Origin of the sequence: Acholeplasma laidlawii PG-8A, from assembly GCF_000018785.1 — a bacterium.
Classification (GTDB): domain Bacteria; phylum Bacillota_I; class Bacilli_A; order Acholeplasmatales; family Acholeplasmataceae; genus Acholeplasma; species Acholeplasma laidlawii.
In genome coordinates, this window is record NC_010163.1 from 133,332 (window position 1) to 151,278 (window position 17,947).

Annotated in this window: 17 protein-coding genes; 15 read left to right on the plus strand and 2 right to left on the minus strand. The window is 31.4% G+C overall.

Annotated features, from left to right (window positions below):
• The first annotated feature begins 36 nt into the window (after nt 1-36).
• The 15 genes from ACL_RS00735 (at nt 37) to ACL_RS00800 (ending at nt 15,894) form a co-directional block, all read left to right on the plus strand.
• Complete coding sequence (locus ACL_RS00735; RefSeq protein ID WP_012242105.1) at nt 37-564, plus strand: SHOCT domain-containing protein; 528 nt, start codon at nt 37-39, stop codon at nt 562-564.
• Nucleotides 565-724: 160 nt separating this feature from the next.
• Nucleotides 725-874, plus strand: a complete 150-nt coding sequence (gene rpmG, locus ACL_RS00740; RefSeq protein WP_012242106.1) for a 50S ribosomal protein L33 — start codon at nt 725-727, stop codon at nt 872-874.
• A 12-nt stretch (nt 875-886) separates the two neighbouring features.
• Complete coding sequence (locus ACL_RS00745) at nt 887-1,306, plus strand: preprotein translocase subunit SecE (protein ID WP_012242107.1); 420 nt, start codon at nt 887-889, stop codon at nt 1,304-1,306.
• On the plus strand, nt 1,306-1,854 hold the full coding sequence (nusG, locus tag ACL_RS00750; RefSeq protein ID WP_012242108.1) for a transcription termination/antitermination protein NusG: 549 nt from the start codon (nt 1,306-1,308) through the stop codon (nt 1,852-1,854). The genes ACL_RS00745 and nusG overlap by 1 nt, the downstream gene beginning before the upstream one ends.
• 158 nt (nt 1,855-2,012) lie before the next feature.
• Complete coding sequence (locus ACL_RS07120) at nt 2,013-2,816, plus strand: hypothetical protein (protein ID WP_049751934.1); 804 nt, start codon at nt 2,013-2,015, stop codon at nt 2,814-2,816.
• Nucleotides 2,809-3,786, plus strand: a complete 978-nt coding sequence (locus ACL_RS07125; protein ID WP_012242111.1) for an endonuclease — start codon at nt 2,809-2,811, stop codon at nt 3,784-3,786. The genes ACL_RS07120 and ACL_RS07125 overlap by 8 nt, the downstream gene beginning before the upstream one ends.
• Nucleotides 3,787-3,961: 175 nt before the next feature.
• The gene (locus tag ACL_RS07130) at nt 3,962-7,486 is read left to right on the plus strand and encodes an immunoglobulin-like domain-containing protein (protein WP_012242112.1); all 3,525 of its coding nucleotides are present in this window, start codon (nt 3,962-3,964) and stop codon (nt 7,484-7,486) included.
• Nucleotides 7,487-7,747: 261 nt separating this feature from the next.
• Nucleotides 7,748-8,896 (plus strand): hypothetical protein, encoded by a 1,149-nt coding sequence (locus ACL_RS00770; protein WP_012242113.1) that lies wholly within the window; start codon nt 7,748-7,750, stop codon nt 8,894-8,896.
• Between the two features lie 9 nt (nt 8,897-8,905).
• Nucleotides 8,906-9,172: a PqqD family protein gene (locus ACL_RS00775; protein ID WP_012242114.1), complete on the plus strand. Its 267-nt coding sequence runs from the start codon at nt 8,906-8,908 to the stop codon at nt 9,170-9,172.
• Nucleotides 9,173-9,616: 444 nt separating this feature from the next.
• Nucleotides 9,617-9,760: a hypothetical protein gene (locus ACL_RS07440; RefSeq protein ID WP_012242115.1), complete on the plus strand. Its 144-nt coding sequence runs from the start codon at nt 9,617-9,619 to the stop codon at nt 9,758-9,760.
• A complete protein-coding gene (locus tag ACL_RS00780) occupies nt 9,760-12,255 on the plus strand; it encodes an InlB B-repeat-containing protein (protein WP_012242116.1) in 2,496 nt (831 codons plus the stop codon). Before ACL_RS07440 ends, ACL_RS00780 begins: the two co-directional genes overlap by 1 nt.
• A gap of 221 nt (nt 12,256-12,476) precedes the next feature.
• Entirely contained in the window at nt 12,477-13,253 is a 777-nt protein-coding gene (locus tag ACL_RS00785) for an endonuclease I family protein (RefSeq protein ID WP_012242117.1), read from the plus strand.
• Nucleotides 13,254-13,511: 258 nt separating this feature from the next.
• On the plus strand, nt 13,512-14,084 hold the full coding sequence (locus ACL_RS00790; RefSeq protein WP_012242118.1) for a hypothetical protein: 573 nt from the start codon (nt 13,512-13,514) through the stop codon (nt 14,082-14,084).
• A gap of 27 nt (nt 14,085-14,111) precedes the next feature.
• Complete coding sequence (locus ACL_RS00795; protein ID WP_041633724.1) at nt 14,112-14,702, plus strand: hypothetical protein; 591 nt, start codon at nt 14,112-14,114, stop codon at nt 14,700-14,702.
• A gap of 169 nt (nt 14,703-14,871) precedes the next feature.
• On the plus strand, nt 14,872-15,894 hold the full coding sequence (locus ACL_RS00800) for an SPFH domain-containing protein (protein ID WP_041633726.1): 1,023 nt from the start codon (nt 14,872-14,874) through the stop codon (nt 15,892-15,894).
• Nucleotides 15,895-16,329: 435 nt separating this feature from the next.
• Here the strand turns inward: ACL_RS00800 and ACL_RS00805 are convergent, their stop codons facing one another.
• Nucleotides 16,330-17,178, minus strand: a complete 849-nt coding sequence (locus tag ACL_RS00805; RefSeq protein ID WP_012242121.1) for a VOC family protein — start codon at nt 17,176-17,178, stop codon at nt 16,330-16,332.
• Between the two features lie 153 nt (nt 17,179-17,331).
• Nucleotides 17,332-17,904, minus strand: coding sequence for a DUF3267 domain-containing protein (locus ACL_RS00810; protein ID WP_012242122.1), 573 nt, complete (start codon nt 17,902-17,904; stop codon nt 17,332-17,334).
• Nucleotides 17,905-17,947: the final 43 nt, after the last annotated feature.

The following is a 17,947-nucleotide window of genomic DNA, read 5'->3' on the forward strand; positions in this document are numbered from 1 at the left end:
TATAATAGAGTTGAAATAAGCTTTTAGGGGGACTAAATGAATAATCAAAGAAAACTCAAATACGGTACAATTGTATTTGTACTAAGTATTATCAATGTTGTATTACTCGCTATTATTGGTATTGGTTTTATATTTTTAAATGGATTTATTCAAATGATTCTTAATGTAGAGTTTGAATCTACATCAGATATTTTAAATATAGTATTTAATATGTTGGGACTTATAGTTGCATTAATGGCTGTATTTGTTTTGTTTGCAGGTTATAAGGCACAATACAGTAAGGGCTGGAATATAGCGATTGTAGTTGTATGCGGATTTATCTTATTAAGTTATAGTATTTCAAGTTTTGATTTATTTACAATAGCACTCTATGGATCTTTGTTAGTATTTGCTATATTAAATATAGTTGATGCAAATAACCAAGAAAGTTCCACTTATAAAGCAAAATCTGCAACAGATTTAGAGTCGAAATTAAAAGCGTTAAATGATCTATTTGATAAAGGATTAATTAGTCATGAAGAGTATCAAGCATCTAGACAGGAAGCAATCCGCAAAATTGATTAAGTTAAAATTCTAAAATGAATTAAATAAACTATGTAAAACTATAATTTTATAATATTATTGTTTATATAATGTGATATAATAGTTTAGCATTGACTTAAGTGAGTTACTTGTTGTAAAATAATATTACCAACAATTAACCACTACAAAAGGTGGTTTTTTAATGAGAGAAAAAATAATATTAGTATGTAGTGAATGTTTAAGTAGAAACTTCACAACAACTAAAAACAAACAAACATCAAAAGAGAGACTTGAAATGAACAAGTTCTGTCCAAGATGTAACAAACATACACTTCATAAAGAAAGTAAATAGGAGTTGATTTTTATGGCAATCAAGAAAAAAGAACAACAACCACAAAACAAACTACTTGAAATACTATCCACAGAATATAAAGGTGAATCTTTAATTCTTGGTATATTAGCAACCATTACAGCAGGTTTAGCTATCATGATTATTGGTAACGTTCAAGGATTTCATATCCCTGAGAGTTTCCCGGTATTAGGTGGTTCACCAAATGACATGATCTTTGCGTGGACAGTACTTGTTATTGCATTACTTGGTCTAGCACTTGTTATTTATCCATTTTTCTTACCAGCATTCCCGGAATTAAGAAAAGTGAGTTGGGCAGGATGGCTAGAGTTCTTAGATAATGCTGCACGTGTTATTATCTTCGTACTTATCGTTACAGGATTTGTATCAGGTGTAGATATTATTATCTTAAGATTACTAGAAGGATTAATATAATGGCAATTAGAACGCCTAAAAGACGTTGGTATGTCATTCAAACTTATTCCGGATATGAAAAAGCTGTAAAAGAAGACTTAGCCAGACGTGTAGATTCTATGGGTATGCAAGATTATATTTACCAAATTATCGTACCTGAAGAAACATATATTGAAAAGAATAAAGACGGAAAAGATAAAGAAAAGGTTCGCCAAATTTATCCAGGTTACGTTTTTGTTGAAATGTTAGTTACAGATGATTCATGGTTCGTTGTTAGAAATACGCCAAGAGTTACAGGTTTCTTAGGTTCATCTGGTGGTGGTACAAAACCAGTTCCACTATTAGAAGAAGAAATTAGACCAATTCTCTTAAAAGCAAACGTTATTTCTAAACCTAACTATGAATACTTACTTGGTAAAGAAGTTCAAATCATTTCAGGTGCATTTGAAGGCCAAATTGGTAGAGTATCTTATGTAGATGCTGACCAAGAGAAGATGATGGTAGATATCGATGTATTTGGTAGAGCTACTCCAACGGAAATCGACTTTACTCAATTTAAAGAAATCTAAAATATGAGACATCCATTTGGATGTCTTTTTTTAGTGTTTATAGACTTATATTTAGATGAAACAAATTTTACAAATATGGATAATCATATGATTATACTTAATTTATACTTAGTTATTTGATATAATCAAAGCGTAGGAAAGAAATGGTGGTAATACATATGAAGAAATACTTAATTGCAGGCCTGGTCATAGAATTTGATTATCGTTATGATCAATATTTCAAAAATAACATCGAAAACTATATATATGAAGGTAGTAGAGAAGTCGATCATACAATCACTGTGAAATATGCTCTAGAACTTCAAAAACCAACATCTAAGCTTCACAGAATCTTTTCAAAAAGTGTTTCTGGTTTAAAAGCATATATGAACTATGATGAAAACTATAGAAACATTGAAATTTGGATTGATGAAGATACATTTACAGATGCTGCGACAGCAGAATACGTTTATACTGGTATGATCTTTTTAGAATTAGCTCAACGCCATGGTCTACTACCACTACACGGTTCAGCAATTAACTATAAAGGGGATGTGATCTTATTTGCTGCGCCAAGTGGCACAGGTAAATCAACACATGCCAGAATGTGGAAGCACCTGTTTAAAGATGATGTATCATGGGTAAATGATGATAAGCCGTTACTTGATGTTACAAGTGAAGGTATCTTTGTTTATGGTGCACCATTTAGTGGACAGTACTCTTCTAATACTAATGATAAAAAACCACTTAAAGCTATTGTATTTTTACAACAAGGTATTACAGATAATGTTCAAAAATTAAATGAAAAAGAAGCATTAAAACACCTAATGACCAATACATTAAGACCAACTGAAGAAGCACTTTGGGATCAAGCTTTAAATCATTTTGAACAAATTATTAAGGAAATTCCAATTTACTTACTGGATGCTAGTTTATCTACATCCGCAGTGAAGTCTATTAAAAAGGCGATTTATAATGAATAAATATTATTCACAACAAAACCAAATCATTAAAAAGACAATGTTACTGTTTGTAACATTGTTTTTAACTGTTATAATGGTATCTTGTAAACCTAAACAAGATACTGGGGCTATTGAACTGATTAATCAAGCATATGAGGTCTTAGCACTAGAGTTTCAAGAAGGGGATACGATAGACAGTGTAACTGGTGACTTTAGATTACCGTTATTTGTTAAAGAATTCCCTGATGTAGCCCTTTTGTGGTCCTCAGGTACTGAAACTATCATTAAGCCACAAGGACTGTTTGCAGTGATTAATAGACCTCAAGAAGATACTAGTGTTGACCTAACTGCTACCTTAAGTTACAAAAAAGAAGCAAGAGATAAAATATTTAGCATCAATGTATCAGGCTACACAGACTATGAGTTTACTGGTTACTACGAAAGTTTAAGTGGACTACTCATGGATGAGTTCACAGTCGAACTCTCATCTATGATTAAAACAAAGGGTCGTGCCACAGGTACTACTGCACAAGTTAGACAAATTGATAACTATGAAGGTCAAAACTATAATATCTATACTGGATTTGAAGCATATGGTAATAGAGAACACGTTTGGCCACAGTCTCACTTAGGTGTTATAAAAGATGATCTGCACAATCTACGTGCTGCAAATTCACAAGTAAATTCTACCAGAGGTAATAAGTTCTTTGTAGATAATCCATTGGGTGGGTCTTGGAAAGTTATTGGTAACGGATTTTATCCGGGTGAAGATCATATTGGTGATGTAGCTAGGATTATCTTATACATCTATATTAGGTATGAGCTTAATATTCAACTGGTTGGACAACTTGATTTATTCTTGATGTGGCATGAGATGGACCCAGTAAGTCCATTTGAAATATCTAGAAATAATAAGATCTATGCAATACAAAACAATAGAAACCCATTTATTGATTATCCAGATCTTGTAGATATCATGTTTAATAATTGAAAAATATGACCGTTTATAGGTCATATTTTTATATATATGTAACCGTTATTATAAAATTAGTATAAAGATGCATATATTACTTGTAATTTGAGTTTAAATTATGTATATTGATATGTTACGCGAAAATTAAAGGAGAACATTCACACTATGAAAAACTTGTAACAATATTACAATCATGCTTATTTCAATATTTATAGTTTCATGTGAATCCATTGATACACTGCCGACTGAATTGCTTGAAAAAGTAGAAATTAATTTATCAGAAGGGGATAGACTAGATCATATTACTTCTGATTTCTCATTACCTTCTGGCTTAGAAGATAATAAAGAAATTACAATTACTTGGACATCAAGTGATCCTGTTGTTATCTTAATAGAAAATAACATGGGAAAAGTTACTAGACAAAGTGCTGATAAATCAGTTACTTTAACTGCTAAAGTAACTTTAGGTAGTAATTCAAAAGATATTACCTTTGATTTAATCGTTATTAAATTAGAAGATGTTATTACACCAGATACAACTAAACCAGTTATTACGGGTGCTAAAGACATCAACTATACAATTGGTGATGCTGAACCATCTTACTTAGATGGTGTGTCAGCAACCGATGATGTAGATGGAGAAGTTGATGTTACTGTAGATACTACTAATGTTAACTTAAGCGTTAAAGGCGTTTATAACATTATTTATACTGCAATGGATAATGCAGGTAATAAAGAAGAAGTTACTGTAATAGTAATTGTAACAAGTAATGAAGTACCTGTAGTTGGTGAAACTGTTACATTTAAATACACTGGTACTACTACTGGTAATATGACAACTGGAAATAATGCAGTCTCAGTTGGACTAGTAGAGTCAGTATTTAATGTCACAACAGACTCTGTAGGAGAGTTTAATAATATTATTGGTTTAAATAAAGATGGATCTGTAAGATTATATGCAGATAGAACAACTGGTAATGGTAATACATTAACAGTTGCAACATTAGGTGAACAAAAAATCAATGCAATTACAATTGTATTTGGTGTAGGTTCAAACACTGTTGAAGGTGAGACAAGTGGTTTATTAAAACTTGGTTCACAAGAAATCACATTAGGCTTAGCTGATTTATCAAGTACTACTAAAACATATACAGATTTAGATATTAAAGAATTTAGCTTAAAGAATACAACAACAGGTACTAAATCAGGTCAAATCTGGATTGTATCTATTGATATTACTTATGGTGGCTCAGGTTCAGTTACACCAGGTGAAGATGCTGTTGCACCTGTAATTAGCGGTGCTAAAGACATTACTTATGTAATTGGTCAAGATGCTCCAAACTACTTAGCTGGTGTATCTGCACTAGATGCAGTTGACGGTGTTGTTCAAGTATCAGTGGATGCTAGTGCTGTAAACTTAGAAGTTTCTGGTACATATGATGTTATCTACACAGCTACTGACTTAAAAGGTAATGTTGCTGAAGTTGTTGTACAAATTACTGTGACTGATGGTGAAGAAGTAGTTGATCAAGAAACATTAGTTCATCACTTCCAATTTACAGGTGATTTACAACATGGTTATTCTGATAGTGCTGAAGCATCTGTATTAAAGGATACTGTTACAAATAAAAATGTAGATATTTTAAAGAAACGTGCAAATACAACTGGTAATGAATTAATCTTATCTGGTGCATCCACATCACAAACAACTGCTTGGATTGTGTTTAACTTCCAAACAAAGATTAATAAAATCACATTTAACTTAAAAACTTGGAGTGATCTAGATTTAGCGGCAACAACTGTTGCTAAGCTACAAACTAAAGTTGGTAGTAATTGGGTTGACATCTTAGATTTATTACCACACTTAACAGTGGATGGTAAATTAATTGAAGTCACTGATGTTGAACTAGATAACTTACGTATCTTTGTAGATGCATCTGTAGGTACTCAAAATACAGCAAGAATTAAAATCTCTGATTTAAAAATGTTTAATCTAAAACCTGCTAAACCAGCAGAACAATTAAATGTAGAATTAGACCGTAATCAATTATCAATTCCAACAACATTTATTGAAAATGGAGTAGCAACACTTTCAAAAGTTGGTGCTAAAGGAAGTACAATTGTTTGGTCATATACAAGTGCAACAAACACAAACAACAATTTAATTAATCTTTCAACTGGTGCAGTAACTGTACCAAGTGAAGGTCAAGTAGAGGTAAGCTTAACAGCAACACTTACAAATGGTGAATTTTCTTTAACAAAACAATTTATTGTTAAATTAGGTGAGGGTAACCCAACAACTATTTTATCTGTTAGAGGTGAAACAAACCAAAGTTTTGTTAAAACAGTTGGTGTTGTTACATCTGTTTATACTAAAGGAAATGAACTGTTTGTCTTCATGGAAGACCAAACAGCAGCGATTTTAGTTAGAATACCAACTTCACTTAATGCAACACTAAAAGCTGGTGATGAAATTGAAGTTAGAGGTACAAAACTAACTGAAAACTCAAATATTTATATTGGAAATATTCGTGGTGTTAAAAAGTTAGCCACTAAAGAAGCATCTCCACTAATTATTACTGCTGACAAGATAGCAAACAATCCATCCAAATTAGTATCTATCTTTGGTCTAATGTCAACTAAATATACAAATACTCAAACAAACTATGTGTTACATACAAATCAAGGTAGTTTTACAATCTATGTACCACAAGATTTAAACCAAACTGAAAAATTAGCAATTCAAAACAAATTAGCAAACCTAGACCCAGGTCTAAGAGTAAGTGTCATTGCACCAGTTTACAAAGAAGGATCAAATAACTATATATTTGTAACAAGTGCTAGTGAGTTAATAGTAGATAACACAGTTGACTTTAACAACGTCTCTGCAATTATTTTAGATAACATTGTACTACCTACAATTGGTACATCAACATCAAGTAATCTAGACTTAACAGTAGCAGGAGAATTATTATTTGGTGCTACTATTAACTGGGTATCTTCAAACCCTGCTGTATTATCAAATACTGGTGTAATTAACCAAGGAGATAATGATGTTGTAGTTACATTAACATATACTATCTTATTTGATAGTGAAGTTGTTGAAACTAAATCATTTAATATTACAGTTAATTCAATTTCAAGTTTTACAGGTTACTATTCAGTATTAAATGGTTTATCTGGTAATGCTTTTAAATCAGCTTTAACAAATATGATTAAGACTATGGGTTCACAATCAGGTTCTACAAGCCAAGTACAAGCAATTGATAATTACAATGGAAAAAACTATAATATCTATACTGGTTTTGGTGCATATGGTAACCGTGAACACGTTGTACCAGCATCTAAACTAAGAGCAGTTGGTGCTAAAGAAGATGACTTACATAACTTAAGAGCTGCAGTAGTATCAGTCAACTCAACACGTTCTAATTATCCATTTACAAATGCTGCAACAGGTGCTAATTGGAAGTTGATTAATGGTGCATTCTACCCAGGTGAAGAACACGTAGGGGATGTAGCGCGTATTGTATTATATATCACATTACGTAACAACATTAAGATTACTGAAGTTGGTTCATACCAAATGTTTTTAACATGGCATGAACAAGATCCAGTAAGTGATTTTGAGATATCTAGAAACGAAAAAATATTTGGAATTCAAAAGAGCCGTAATCCATTTATTGATCATCCAGAATTAGTAAATGTTTTATTTAGCTAATCACTTTGACTAATAAGTCTTAGAAAGTAAGCTTAGACTCATCAATTATAAAAGGCAATAAACTTAATAAGATGTTAGTAGTGATTTATATAATCTATAAAAATACTACTAACATCTTTTTTCATAAAGGGTTAGTATTTCAAATTTAGGATATAATATATAATAACTTAATCACAAGGATGTAGATTTAATAAAAATTATGTCTTAGAAAAGTCTAAAAGAAAAATTAATGGTAAAATAGGGTAAACTAGGGAGAAGTTTATGAGAAAAATAAGTATTGGATTCATGATTCTATTTTTTACCTTTATATTGGTATCTTGTAGTGCTAGTCCAAGCGATATGGAGTTTAGACTACAGCAACCTACGAATATAAAAGTAGAAAAAAATATTTTAACATTTAGTGAGGTAGAGGGAGCAAGTTCATATATTTTAAGTATTAATGGAGAAAATATTAATATATATGAAACAACATATACCTTTACAGAAGATGGGTCATACAAGGTGCGTATACAAGCGCTTAGCGGTGTAGAAGACTTTGTAGATTCTTTGTTTACGGATGCTTATGAGTTTAAGGTTAGATTCTTACAATATCCAGATGATATTGGAGTTTTAAATAACCAAGTATTCTTTACACGCGATGAAGATGCTGACAGCTATGATGTAGAAATTAATGGCACAGTATACAATTCAAAAGAAGATTTACCACCATACTTAGAACCGGGCACCTATGAAATACGCGTTAAGGCAAGAAGTGATATGTATAATGAATCTGAATTTTCTCCAATAACGAAAGTTATTGTAGATAAATCAGATAGAGTAGTTACAAAGCATAACTACCAGTATAGTATTAACTCTAAATTTGAGTTACCACTATACACCTATAAAACAATAGGTTTAAACTATATTGAACTATTTGAAGCAAAAAAAGAAGATGATCATTTAGTAGAAGAAAATGCATTAAGTGAACGTATAGACTATTACGCGTTTAATCAAACTATCTACTTTAGCACAAGTTACATGAATTTTTTAACTAAGAATCTAAAAGATAATCAGCAATTAAAACAAGAAGTTTTAACATTTGTGATTCACACGAATTTAGGAGATCATGAAATTACACTTGAGATTAATAGATTAGATACACCTTATGCTTATAACGGTCAAATTCAAAGTACTAACTTTAAAGATGACGTAGAATTCTTATTTGAAACATTTGATTATGTATTTATCAGTGTAGAAGGTTATGATATTAAGGATATGCATTTTAAATTTGAAAATGGTGAATTAATCCTTTATGCAGACTACATACTTGATACTTATGGATTTAAAAGAAGTGCTGAAAAATTAGAATTTACTGTGATCTTTCAAAAAGATGGTATCAACTATAAATACCCAATATATATATTAAAATAGGTGGATAAAATGAAATTAAAAAAAGATTATATTTTAAAAACTGTTGCTGGTGAACATATTGTAGTACCTATAGGTGTTGAGGCAACTAAATTTCATGGCATGATTACATTAAATGAAACAGGTAAGTTTTTATTTGAAAACTTAAAAGAAGAAACAACAGAAGAAATACTTATCATGAAACTACTTGAAAGTTATGATGTGACACCTTCTCGTGCTAAAACAGATGTTGATAAGTTTCTTGGGTTACTAAAGAAACACAATTTATTTGATAATTAAACATAGTATTTTATTATTTACAGGTGACATTTTAAATGTCACCTGTTTTATTAAGTAATAAGAAAATATAAGTAATAAACGCTATTATATTGGAAACTGGGAGCGTTTTACTAAATTAGTTGATTTATTTTAATATATATAATACAATGTAGTGTTACTTGTAAATATTGATTCATGCAAAGGGGCACTTACTTTAAAATGTACAATAAAGTTATTAGTCTAATGGGTAGCATTTTATCAAATTTAAATATAAGAGACTGACCATTTTTTTGGTCGGTCTCTTTTAATGATTTAAGTGAGATTATGGTATCTAAATGATTAGTAAATTGAATGTAAACATTAAGTAAAGTCTTAGGATCTAAGGTCTTAGATCATGAATTTGTATAGTATACTAATGAAGGTATCTTATAAGTAAATAAAAATAAATAAAGGGAGAGAAAAGACATGAAGAAAGAAACACTTAAAAAGAAGACTTATGATAGTCCAACTATAGAGGTTACTGAGTTTTCAATGAAGGATTCGATTGCTACAAGCGGTGTTGGAGCTGCGTTTTTTGAGCAAGTATGGGGCGGCGGAGGAAGTGTATAATGAAAAAAATTAGTATTTTCTTTTTAGCATTAGTTGGATTAGTACTTATTGGTATGCACGCTGCACCTAAAGCTGCAGCTGCGGGGTTTGGCAATACTTATTCGTTTGATGTTACTATTGTACATGGTGAGAGTAATCTTGATGTACATAAACCAGATCTAGGTAGTTTTAATCATGGTAATAAAGTATCTATTGATATTACCTCTTTAAATGGTTTAGAGGCAGTTAATTCTAAACAATTTGCGTTCTTTGTTGTTAATGGACAAATAATAGAAAATAATTTAGAACAATTTATGGTTACATCAAATAGTAAAATTACGGCTGTCTTCACAAATGGTGAAGAAAAGGCTGCAGTTTTTATTGATTCTAACGGTGAGTTTTTATCAGTTGATTATGTTGATGGGGAAACAGCTCCAGTCGCACCTAGTGTCGCTAACTTATCAAAACCAGGGTTAACACCTGTTGCGTTTGGGGTTCTAGATCCAATCTCGGAACATACAGTATATGTCGTGGATTATGTACTTACTAATCCAGAAGCAACAGTCATGATTAACGGCGAAGCTCATCCATATAACTCAGTTGTTACATTAACTGCTGAAGGTCCATTTACACACTGGGAAGAAGATGGGGTTGTTGTATCGTATAATCCTAATTATAAATTCTCAGCGTTACGAGATAGAATAATTACTCAAAAGTCAGATGGTGGAACACCTTCAACAATTATTACACTGTCAGATGATTTGGGTTTAAGAAGTAGTGAAGGTAAATCTAGTTTCTTAGGACAGTTTGAATTAACCGCTGGTCAAGAGTTTGTCGAATCTGGTATCTTGGCAAGTGATGTATTTGTTAATAACTTAACAATTGACACACCAAATGTACAAGTTATCTCATCAGACGCTATTCAACCAAACACTAATGAGTTTTTAAGAACTGTTGATACAGATGCATTCGCACTTATTAGAGGATATGTTAAAACTAATACGGGTGTTTACTACTCTGATAATTTTACACCAAAAACAAATACAGGCTTGATGATATATGAAGTTTATGGTGGCGGTGGTAATAGTGGAGCACTTTATACGAATGATTATGCTGTTCTTTATAATGGAACTTCAGTTGACATTGATTTATCAAATTATACGCTACAATATGCAAGTGCTACTGGCCAGTTTACCAATAAAGATGAACTAAGTGGTACGATTTTAGCAGGTAAATACTTTGTAGTAAAATTAGGCGGTGGATCTACAGAATCTGATCTTCCAAGAGTTGACTTTACTGGTACTTTAAACCTATCTGGAACAAGTGGTAAGATTGCACTTGTTCTAGGTACGACTGAAGTGTCAACTAATGATTTATATAATGTAGTAGACCTTGTAGGTTTTGGTTCAGCAAATAAATATGAAGGTAATGCAGCGGTCGGTGTTTTAAGCAACTCAACATCGGCTAAAAGAAGTAGTTTTATTGACTCGAATAATAACGGTGAAGATTTTACTGTTGGAACACCAGACCTGACGTATACATTAGATGGAGAATTTTATACGGTAGCATTTAATACAAATGGTGGAAATACTATATATGATGTAGAAGTTTATGAAAATAATAAAGTATCACAACCTACAAATCCGACTAAACCAGGATATGTATTTGAAAATTGGTACACTTCAGCCGACTTTACCACTGTGTTTGATTTCAATACCTTAATAAATATGGATACCACTATTTATGCTAACTGGTTGGTTGAACGAACAGTGACATTTGTTGATGGAGAAACAACATTGAGTACATTAAAAGTAGCTAATGGGTTAAAAGCAACAAGGCCATCAAATCCTATTAAGTCAGGATATGCATTTGTTGATTGGTATGAGGATTCTGAATTTACTATTTTATTTGATTTTAATACAGAAATCACAGCCGATAAAACGGTTTATGCTAGATTTGATTTAGATGATACTCCTGTAGTCGATACTATTGTGTCGGTGTTAAAACCCACAGATTCAGGATATCCGACATCATATGGTAATATGACCTGGACTAGAGATACAGTTACATTCAGTGGTCAACAATTGACTAGGAATGGGAATGGAAGTTCAACGCCTTATGTAATACAAGGTAACAGTAATAGAAATCCTAGGTCAAATATAACTTCAAGTCAATTGCCAGGAAACTTACAGTTTGTAAGAATAACATTGGCTAGTTCAGGTACATTTGCCGGGGCATCAGCAAAAATGTATGTTGAAGTTTCTAGTACATCTGATTTTTTAGTAAGTACGAAATATGGTATAGGATCAGGCTATACATCAAACGCTAATATCACATTAACAGGCCACGCGAATGGAACTACCATAACAAATGCACTCACTTTAGCTGACCCCACACCAACAACTCCAAGTATTGTCTTTAATATTTCATCTGATAATGCACGTTTTGTAAGGATTGTTTGGGAAAGTGGAGCATCTTATTACAGTTCAATTGAATTTGAATATAATTCAAAGTAAATAACCCTACTGAAGACAACGAATCGCCAATAATTACATTAGAACCGGGCGTAAGTCCGGTTCGACTCTCAGTAGGGGATTCATGGACATTACCTACTGCAACTGCAGTAGATAATGTTGAAGGTGAAATTTCATTTATAGATGTAGATACTACACTTATCAATCAATTCTATAATAGTTCTACAAGTCAATATATATTCACAACAACAGGTACCTATGAAGTGGAATTCACTGCAGCAGATGAATCCGGAAATATAGCTACCAAAGTTATAATAATTATTGTGAGTGATGGTGTAGATAGTTATACAGGCTATTATGAGTCTATTAATGGACTTAGTGGCCAAGCACTAGTAGATGAATTGTATACTGTCCTAAATAATACAGGACAATATACTACAACAACATATGGCGCAGCTAGATATCATCTAGAACAAACCGATGCATGGATAGGATTTAATACAAACTACTTGTATTTAATTTATACAGATACATTAAAGGGATCTGTAAGTAGTGGATATCCTGATGAAGGATATGCACTAGCAAAATGGGATGAAGGTGCTACTTGGAATAGAGAACACGTTTGGGCTAAATCTTTATTTGGTACAGGTAACTACGAACCGGGAGCTTCAACAAGAGGTATTGATGCAGACTTACATAACTTAAGAGCTGCCGACACAACTGTAAACTCCACAAGAAGCAACAACCTATTTATTAACCAAGTATACAATGCAGGTGGTTTTGGTAACTACAATTCAAAATGGTATCCAGGAGATCACCATAGAGGGGATGTTGCTAGAATCTTATTCTACATGGATATTAGATGGGGTGGTTTAACCAACTTATCTAACATAGGTGATTTAGCAACACTGCTCCAGTGGCATGAACTAGATCCAGTGGATGATTTTGAAATCAATAGAAATAATCTAATATATGGATTCCAAAACAATAGAAATCCATTTATTGATCATCCAGAACTTGTCGATAAAATTTGGGCATAATAAATCAATAATCAATCATAATAAGCAGCAATCACATATATGAATGTGTATTGCTGCTTTTAATGAGATTATGTAATCAAAATAGAATCAGATATAAATTCATAACGTTTTTATTAAACATAACTAGATTTATGTAGAGCTCAATACAGATAAGCATTATATGAATTAGCTTAAATATGTTACAATATGATGTTAGGTTTATAAAAATATATAGAGATAGATTAAATCTTTGTATAATAAAAATAGGGGATTTGTAAAATGAAAAAAATAATGATAGTCATAGGTTTGTGCTTTCTATTCATATTAGTAGGTTGTACTACAAATAATAATCGTGACATAAGTTATAGTTATGTGTTCATTGGTGAAGATGAAAGAACTTTCCAAACAACACTTACAACAAAGAATGAATTAGATTCAATCAAACAAAAAATCAATGTGATAGAGAATAATTTAAAAGAGATCACACTTGATGAACCAGATTATAATCAATCAACAGTAAGTACATTTGGTTTTAGTTATAATGAGTATCGTGGTGGAAGATACTATTATTACACATTTGCCTTATACTATAAGATTGTTGATTCAAAACTAGAGTACACTATTCATAAAAATAAACAAGAGATGAGAGTTCGTGTACATAGTAAAGTACTCATGGAATATATATACTCAAGTAAAGAAGAAGGTACTTTAGTTAACTATACATTTGGCTTGTATTATAATGAAACTCCAAATGGTTTACAAACTCAAAAATATATACTAAAAATAAGTGAATCTGATGATAACTTGGTATATAAATTTGGTGGTTTTACTTTAACAAATAGTAATTATTAATAAGATTAAAAACAAGGATGGAATAATATGATGAAAAAGCTTAGCTTAGTCTTAAGTGTTGTAATGATTCTTATATTAATTGGGTGTGTAGATGATAAACCAACTACAAGATTGGAAACACCAACAAACCTAAAATTTGAAATTGCAACGCTTACGTTTGATGAAGTAGAGCATGCTACAAGCTACATTATTATTGCAGAAGGACTTAATGCAATCGTAAATACGAATAGCTACACCTTCCCACATGAAGGTGTATATAAGGTTCGTGTTGTTGCAAGAGCTAAAGGCTACCTTGATTCACTGTACTCCACGGAACTTGAGGTGGTTGTAAGTTTCACAGATCAAAAACCATACATGATATCAAGTAAAGATATAACAACTAACTTTAAGGATGACATAAAACTTTCCTTTGCTAGCTTAGGTTATACGTTTAAAAGTCTTAATGGATATGCTATTACTTCAAGTGACTATACATATGTAAATGATGTACTCACAATCAAGGCTAGTTTTCTAAAAACAGCATTTGAAAAAGAAAGTGAAAGAACATCTTTAATATTTTCATATACATTTGAAAAAGACGATCAAACACACTTAGGTTTTATTACAATTAAAAAATAAAATACATTAAAATTCCTATCAAATTTGATAGGAATTTTATTATATGGATGTTAATAGATGTTATAATATTAAGTGAACAGTTATCCAAAAACATATGAAATGTGGACCACCACATTTAAATAGAGCTATAGATAAATGTATCTTAAAAAATAGAGGGAGATTTTTTAACATGGCATATGTTATAAGTAGTTTTATCTTATTTGTAGTATTTCTTGCAGGAGCAATTGGTATCATTGCAAACTACAAACATAAATATGGAAGTAAAGTTTATTTTTCCATACTGGCTGCACCGTTAGCATTTTTAATACTCTTATTTGGTTCATTTACAACCGTAGGTGCAAATGAAGTAGGTATTATATTTGATGAATTAAATGGTGGAGTTTTAGAAGAGACCTATGGTCAAGGGTTACATGCTAAATCACCATTTAGACATGTAACAACTATATCTACTACAAATAGAACATCTTATATAGAAGTGTATTCTCAAACTGAAGATAGTATTTTTGCAAAGTTTGAGATTACTGTAATTTATAATATAGAAACAAATAATGCAGGGCTATTTTATAGAACAACAGGTAGTGTAGATATTTCTTCACAACAGTTGAACTCTATTGTTAAAAAGAACTTACAAAGTATAACTACACAACATAATATATTTGATATTATGGGTGTGTCATTAGAAGAGGTACGTGCTGCATTTAGAGATGTCTTATCAAATGATCTAATGAATATCTATCATATAACATTAGTATCAGTTTCTATTGATGATGTAGATGCAGGTACTGAAATTGAACAAATCATTCAAGATAAAGCAAAAGCAATTCAACAAATTGAAATCGCACAACAAGAAAAAGCAAGACAAGACGTTATCAATGAAACAAATCGTATTAAAGCTGAAATTGATGCAGAGATTGCTTTAATTAAAGCACAATCTGATTTTGTAGTAGCTGAAAAACAAGCAGAAGCTCAAGCTGTATTAAATGCAGCAGCAGTAAATGCAATTCAAACAATGTATGACCTACAGTTTGAAACGCCTGCAGAAAAACTAGAGTTTGAGACAAATGGTACAGGAGGATATCTAACAATTCAAGAGGTTTCTACAATTGTTATTAAACAACTTTACTATGATGTATGGGATGGCAAATTACCTACTGTTATTACAGACGGATCAGGCATTATTATTCAACCATAATTAAATATATATATAAATCATAATAACCCAATCACTTTCATGTGATTGGGTTATTTCTATATGGATAACTACCCATCACCACATAATTTATAAATTATATCGGGAAATTTTTTTCCGATATAAAAGAAGTTAAATATGATATAGAATTAAAATAATGGATTATTTGACACGTTATTAGGCATTTTTAAGTGTTTATGTACTGCAAGGGTTATCTAAATCGGGAATATTATTTCCGACTAGTCTTAATAATCGGGAAATTATTACCCGATTAAGGGGAACCATTAAATTAATATTGGCGTAACTCTTACATATTACCACGATCTATAAAATTGATGCACCTTACCACAAATCTTAATAATCGCATCGGGAATTAATTTCCCGATATTGCATTAAAAAAGTGATCTACTCTAAACTTTGTAGACCACTTCAATAACTTTATCTAAAATCAGTTGTTAAATATACTTTAACGTTGTTTACATCTTTAATATACACCTTATCACTGTCTTGGGTTAATGTGATATGAGCTTTGTCTATACGTTCTAGTAAAGTATTATATCTATCCTTTGGAATATATAAGGTATAAGATTTTAGACCGACTGCATTATCTGGATTATTTGGTATATTTTGACCATTCCATATATTAAAACCAATATGGTGGTGATAACCTAAATCACTTACGAATGCTGCTTGTGGGCCATATTCCATAGTGTTTTGAAATCCTAATATATCAATGAAGAAAGTTCTTGCTGCTTTCATGTTAGCTACATGTAAATGGATATGTCCCATGATGGTTTCATCAGGAATTTTAGTAAATTGTGTTTTTAGTGCTTTATTAACTAAGTCTTGATAGTCCATTGGACTGTTTACAACTTCATCAAATCTTGGCCATTCATTTTCTGGTTTATCTGCATAAACCTCAATACCATTACCATCTGGATCATCTAAGTAAAGTGCTTCACTAATACCATGATCAGCACCTCCAGATACTGGTGTTTTAGTATCGATCATATGCTTAATGAATTGTCCTAAGTGTGCTCTTGAAGGAAGTAGTATTGCGAAGTGATATAGACCGGTTGTAAGTTGTTTTGGCATAGATAGTGTATTATATACTAATGTTATTAAATGTGTATTGGTGTGTGTACCTAATTTATAGGTGTTATCAATTTTTTCTAGTAGTTTAAAACCAAATACTTCTTGGTAAAACTTTAGTGATGTTTCAATGTTTGAAACCATTAAAGTAACATCTGTTACTTGCATAAATTGATTAGAGTGAAAATTGTTCATGTGTAACCTCCTAAAGTATTTATGTTACGAGTTTATTATAACAGTGATAGTATCTTTTGGGAAGTAGGCACTTCTTGGTAACTATGTTACTTTACAACAAAATCCCAAAATAAAATCCATTCAAGCAAATGACTTGAATGGATGGGTTTATTGTTATTTCTTGTAAATGGTCATCCCAATACCGTAATCATGGATAAGTGTATCTGGTTTACATCTTATGAGTTTTAATATGACGTAGAAATCTCCTACACAGCCAGCGGTATGAATTGCTAGTATGATATATAAACCAAGAGAGTGCATCGGGAATAAATAGATGGATGCGACAAGTAGTGGTGTAATGATCATAAATGGTGCAATACCTGTTAGGATATAGTGATTTTTATAAAAGTAAATACCCTCCACGGATGCAGATGCTGCCCATCCGTGGAATTTATAACTAACCTTTTCTTTAGTACCTAGCTTAAAGAATATGCCATGAATGAGTTCATGAATGATGATTGAAAAGAATGCGAATACTAAATATAGAAGTATGTCTAATGGATTCATCGTAATGGGATCATTATAGGGATTTAAATCTAAATATATAACATAACCTAAAATGAAAGGTAGTATCAATAAAATAGAACCAATATTTAAGAATACAAGTATTTTCTTATCTTTTAAATTGATACTTAATTTTTCTTTGTAGCCAGTTGGTAGAGTATGATAACTTCTAATACGTTTCATGATAGTAACCTCATTATTAAGACTTATAATCGACTACATTATA

Coding starts and splice junctions, on each gene's coding strand:
- ACL_RS00735 (WP_012242105.1), top strand. CDS start 37: ATGAATAATCAAAGAAAACTCAAATACGGTACAATTGTATTTGTACTA.
- rpmG (WP_012242106.1), top strand. CDS start 725: ATGAGAGAAAAAATAATATTAGTATGTAGTGAATGTTTAAGTAGAAAC.
- ACL_RS00745 (WP_012242107.1), top strand. CDS start 887: ATGGCAATCAAGAAAAAAGAACAACAACCACAAAACAAACTACTTGAA.
- nusG (WP_012242108.1), top strand. CDS start 1,306: ATGGCAATTAGAACGCCTAAAAGACGTTGGTATGTCATTCAAACTTAT.
- ACL_RS07120 (WP_049751934.1), top strand. CDS start 2,013: ATGAAGAAATACTTAATTGCAGGCCTGGTCATAGAATTTGATTATCGT.
- ACL_RS07125 (WP_012242111.1), top strand. CDS start 2,809: ATGAATAAATATTATTCACAACAAAACCAAATCATTAAAAAGACAATG.
- ACL_RS07130 (WP_012242112.1), top strand. CDS start 3,962: ATGCTTATTTCAATATTTATAGTTTCATGTGAATCCATTGATACACTG.
- ACL_RS00770 (WP_012242113.1), top strand. CDS start 7,748: ATGAGAAAAATAAGTATTGGATTCATGATTCTATTTTTTACCTTTATA.
- ACL_RS00775 (WP_012242114.1), top strand. CDS start 8,906: ATGAAATTAAAAAAAGATTATATTTTAAAAACTGTTGCTGGTGAACAT.
- ACL_RS07440 (WP_012242115.1), top strand. CDS start 9,617: ATGAAGAAAGAAACACTTAAAAAGAAGACTTATGATAGTCCAACTATA.
- ACL_RS00780 (WP_012242116.1), top strand. CDS start 9,760: ATGAAAAAAATTAGTATTTTCTTTTTAGCATTAGTTGGATTAGTACTT.
- ACL_RS00790 (WP_012242118.1), top strand. CDS start 13,512: ATGAAAAAAATAATGATAGTCATAGGTTTGTGCTTTCTATTCATATTA.
- ACL_RS00795 (WP_041633724.1), top strand. CDS start 14,112: ATGATGAAAAAGCTTAGCTTAGTCTTAAGTGTTGTAATGATTCTTATA.
- ACL_RS00800 (WP_041633726.1), top strand. CDS start 14,872: ATGGCATATGTTATAAGTAGTTTTATCTTATTTGTAGTATTTCTTGCA.
- ACL_RS00805 (WP_012242121.1), bottom strand. CDS start 17,178: ATGAACAATTTTCACTCTAATCAATTTATGCAAGTAACAGATGTTACT.
- ACL_RS00810 (WP_012242122.1), bottom strand. CDS start 17,904: ATGAAACGTATTAGAAGTTATCATACTCTACCAACTGGCTACAAAGAA.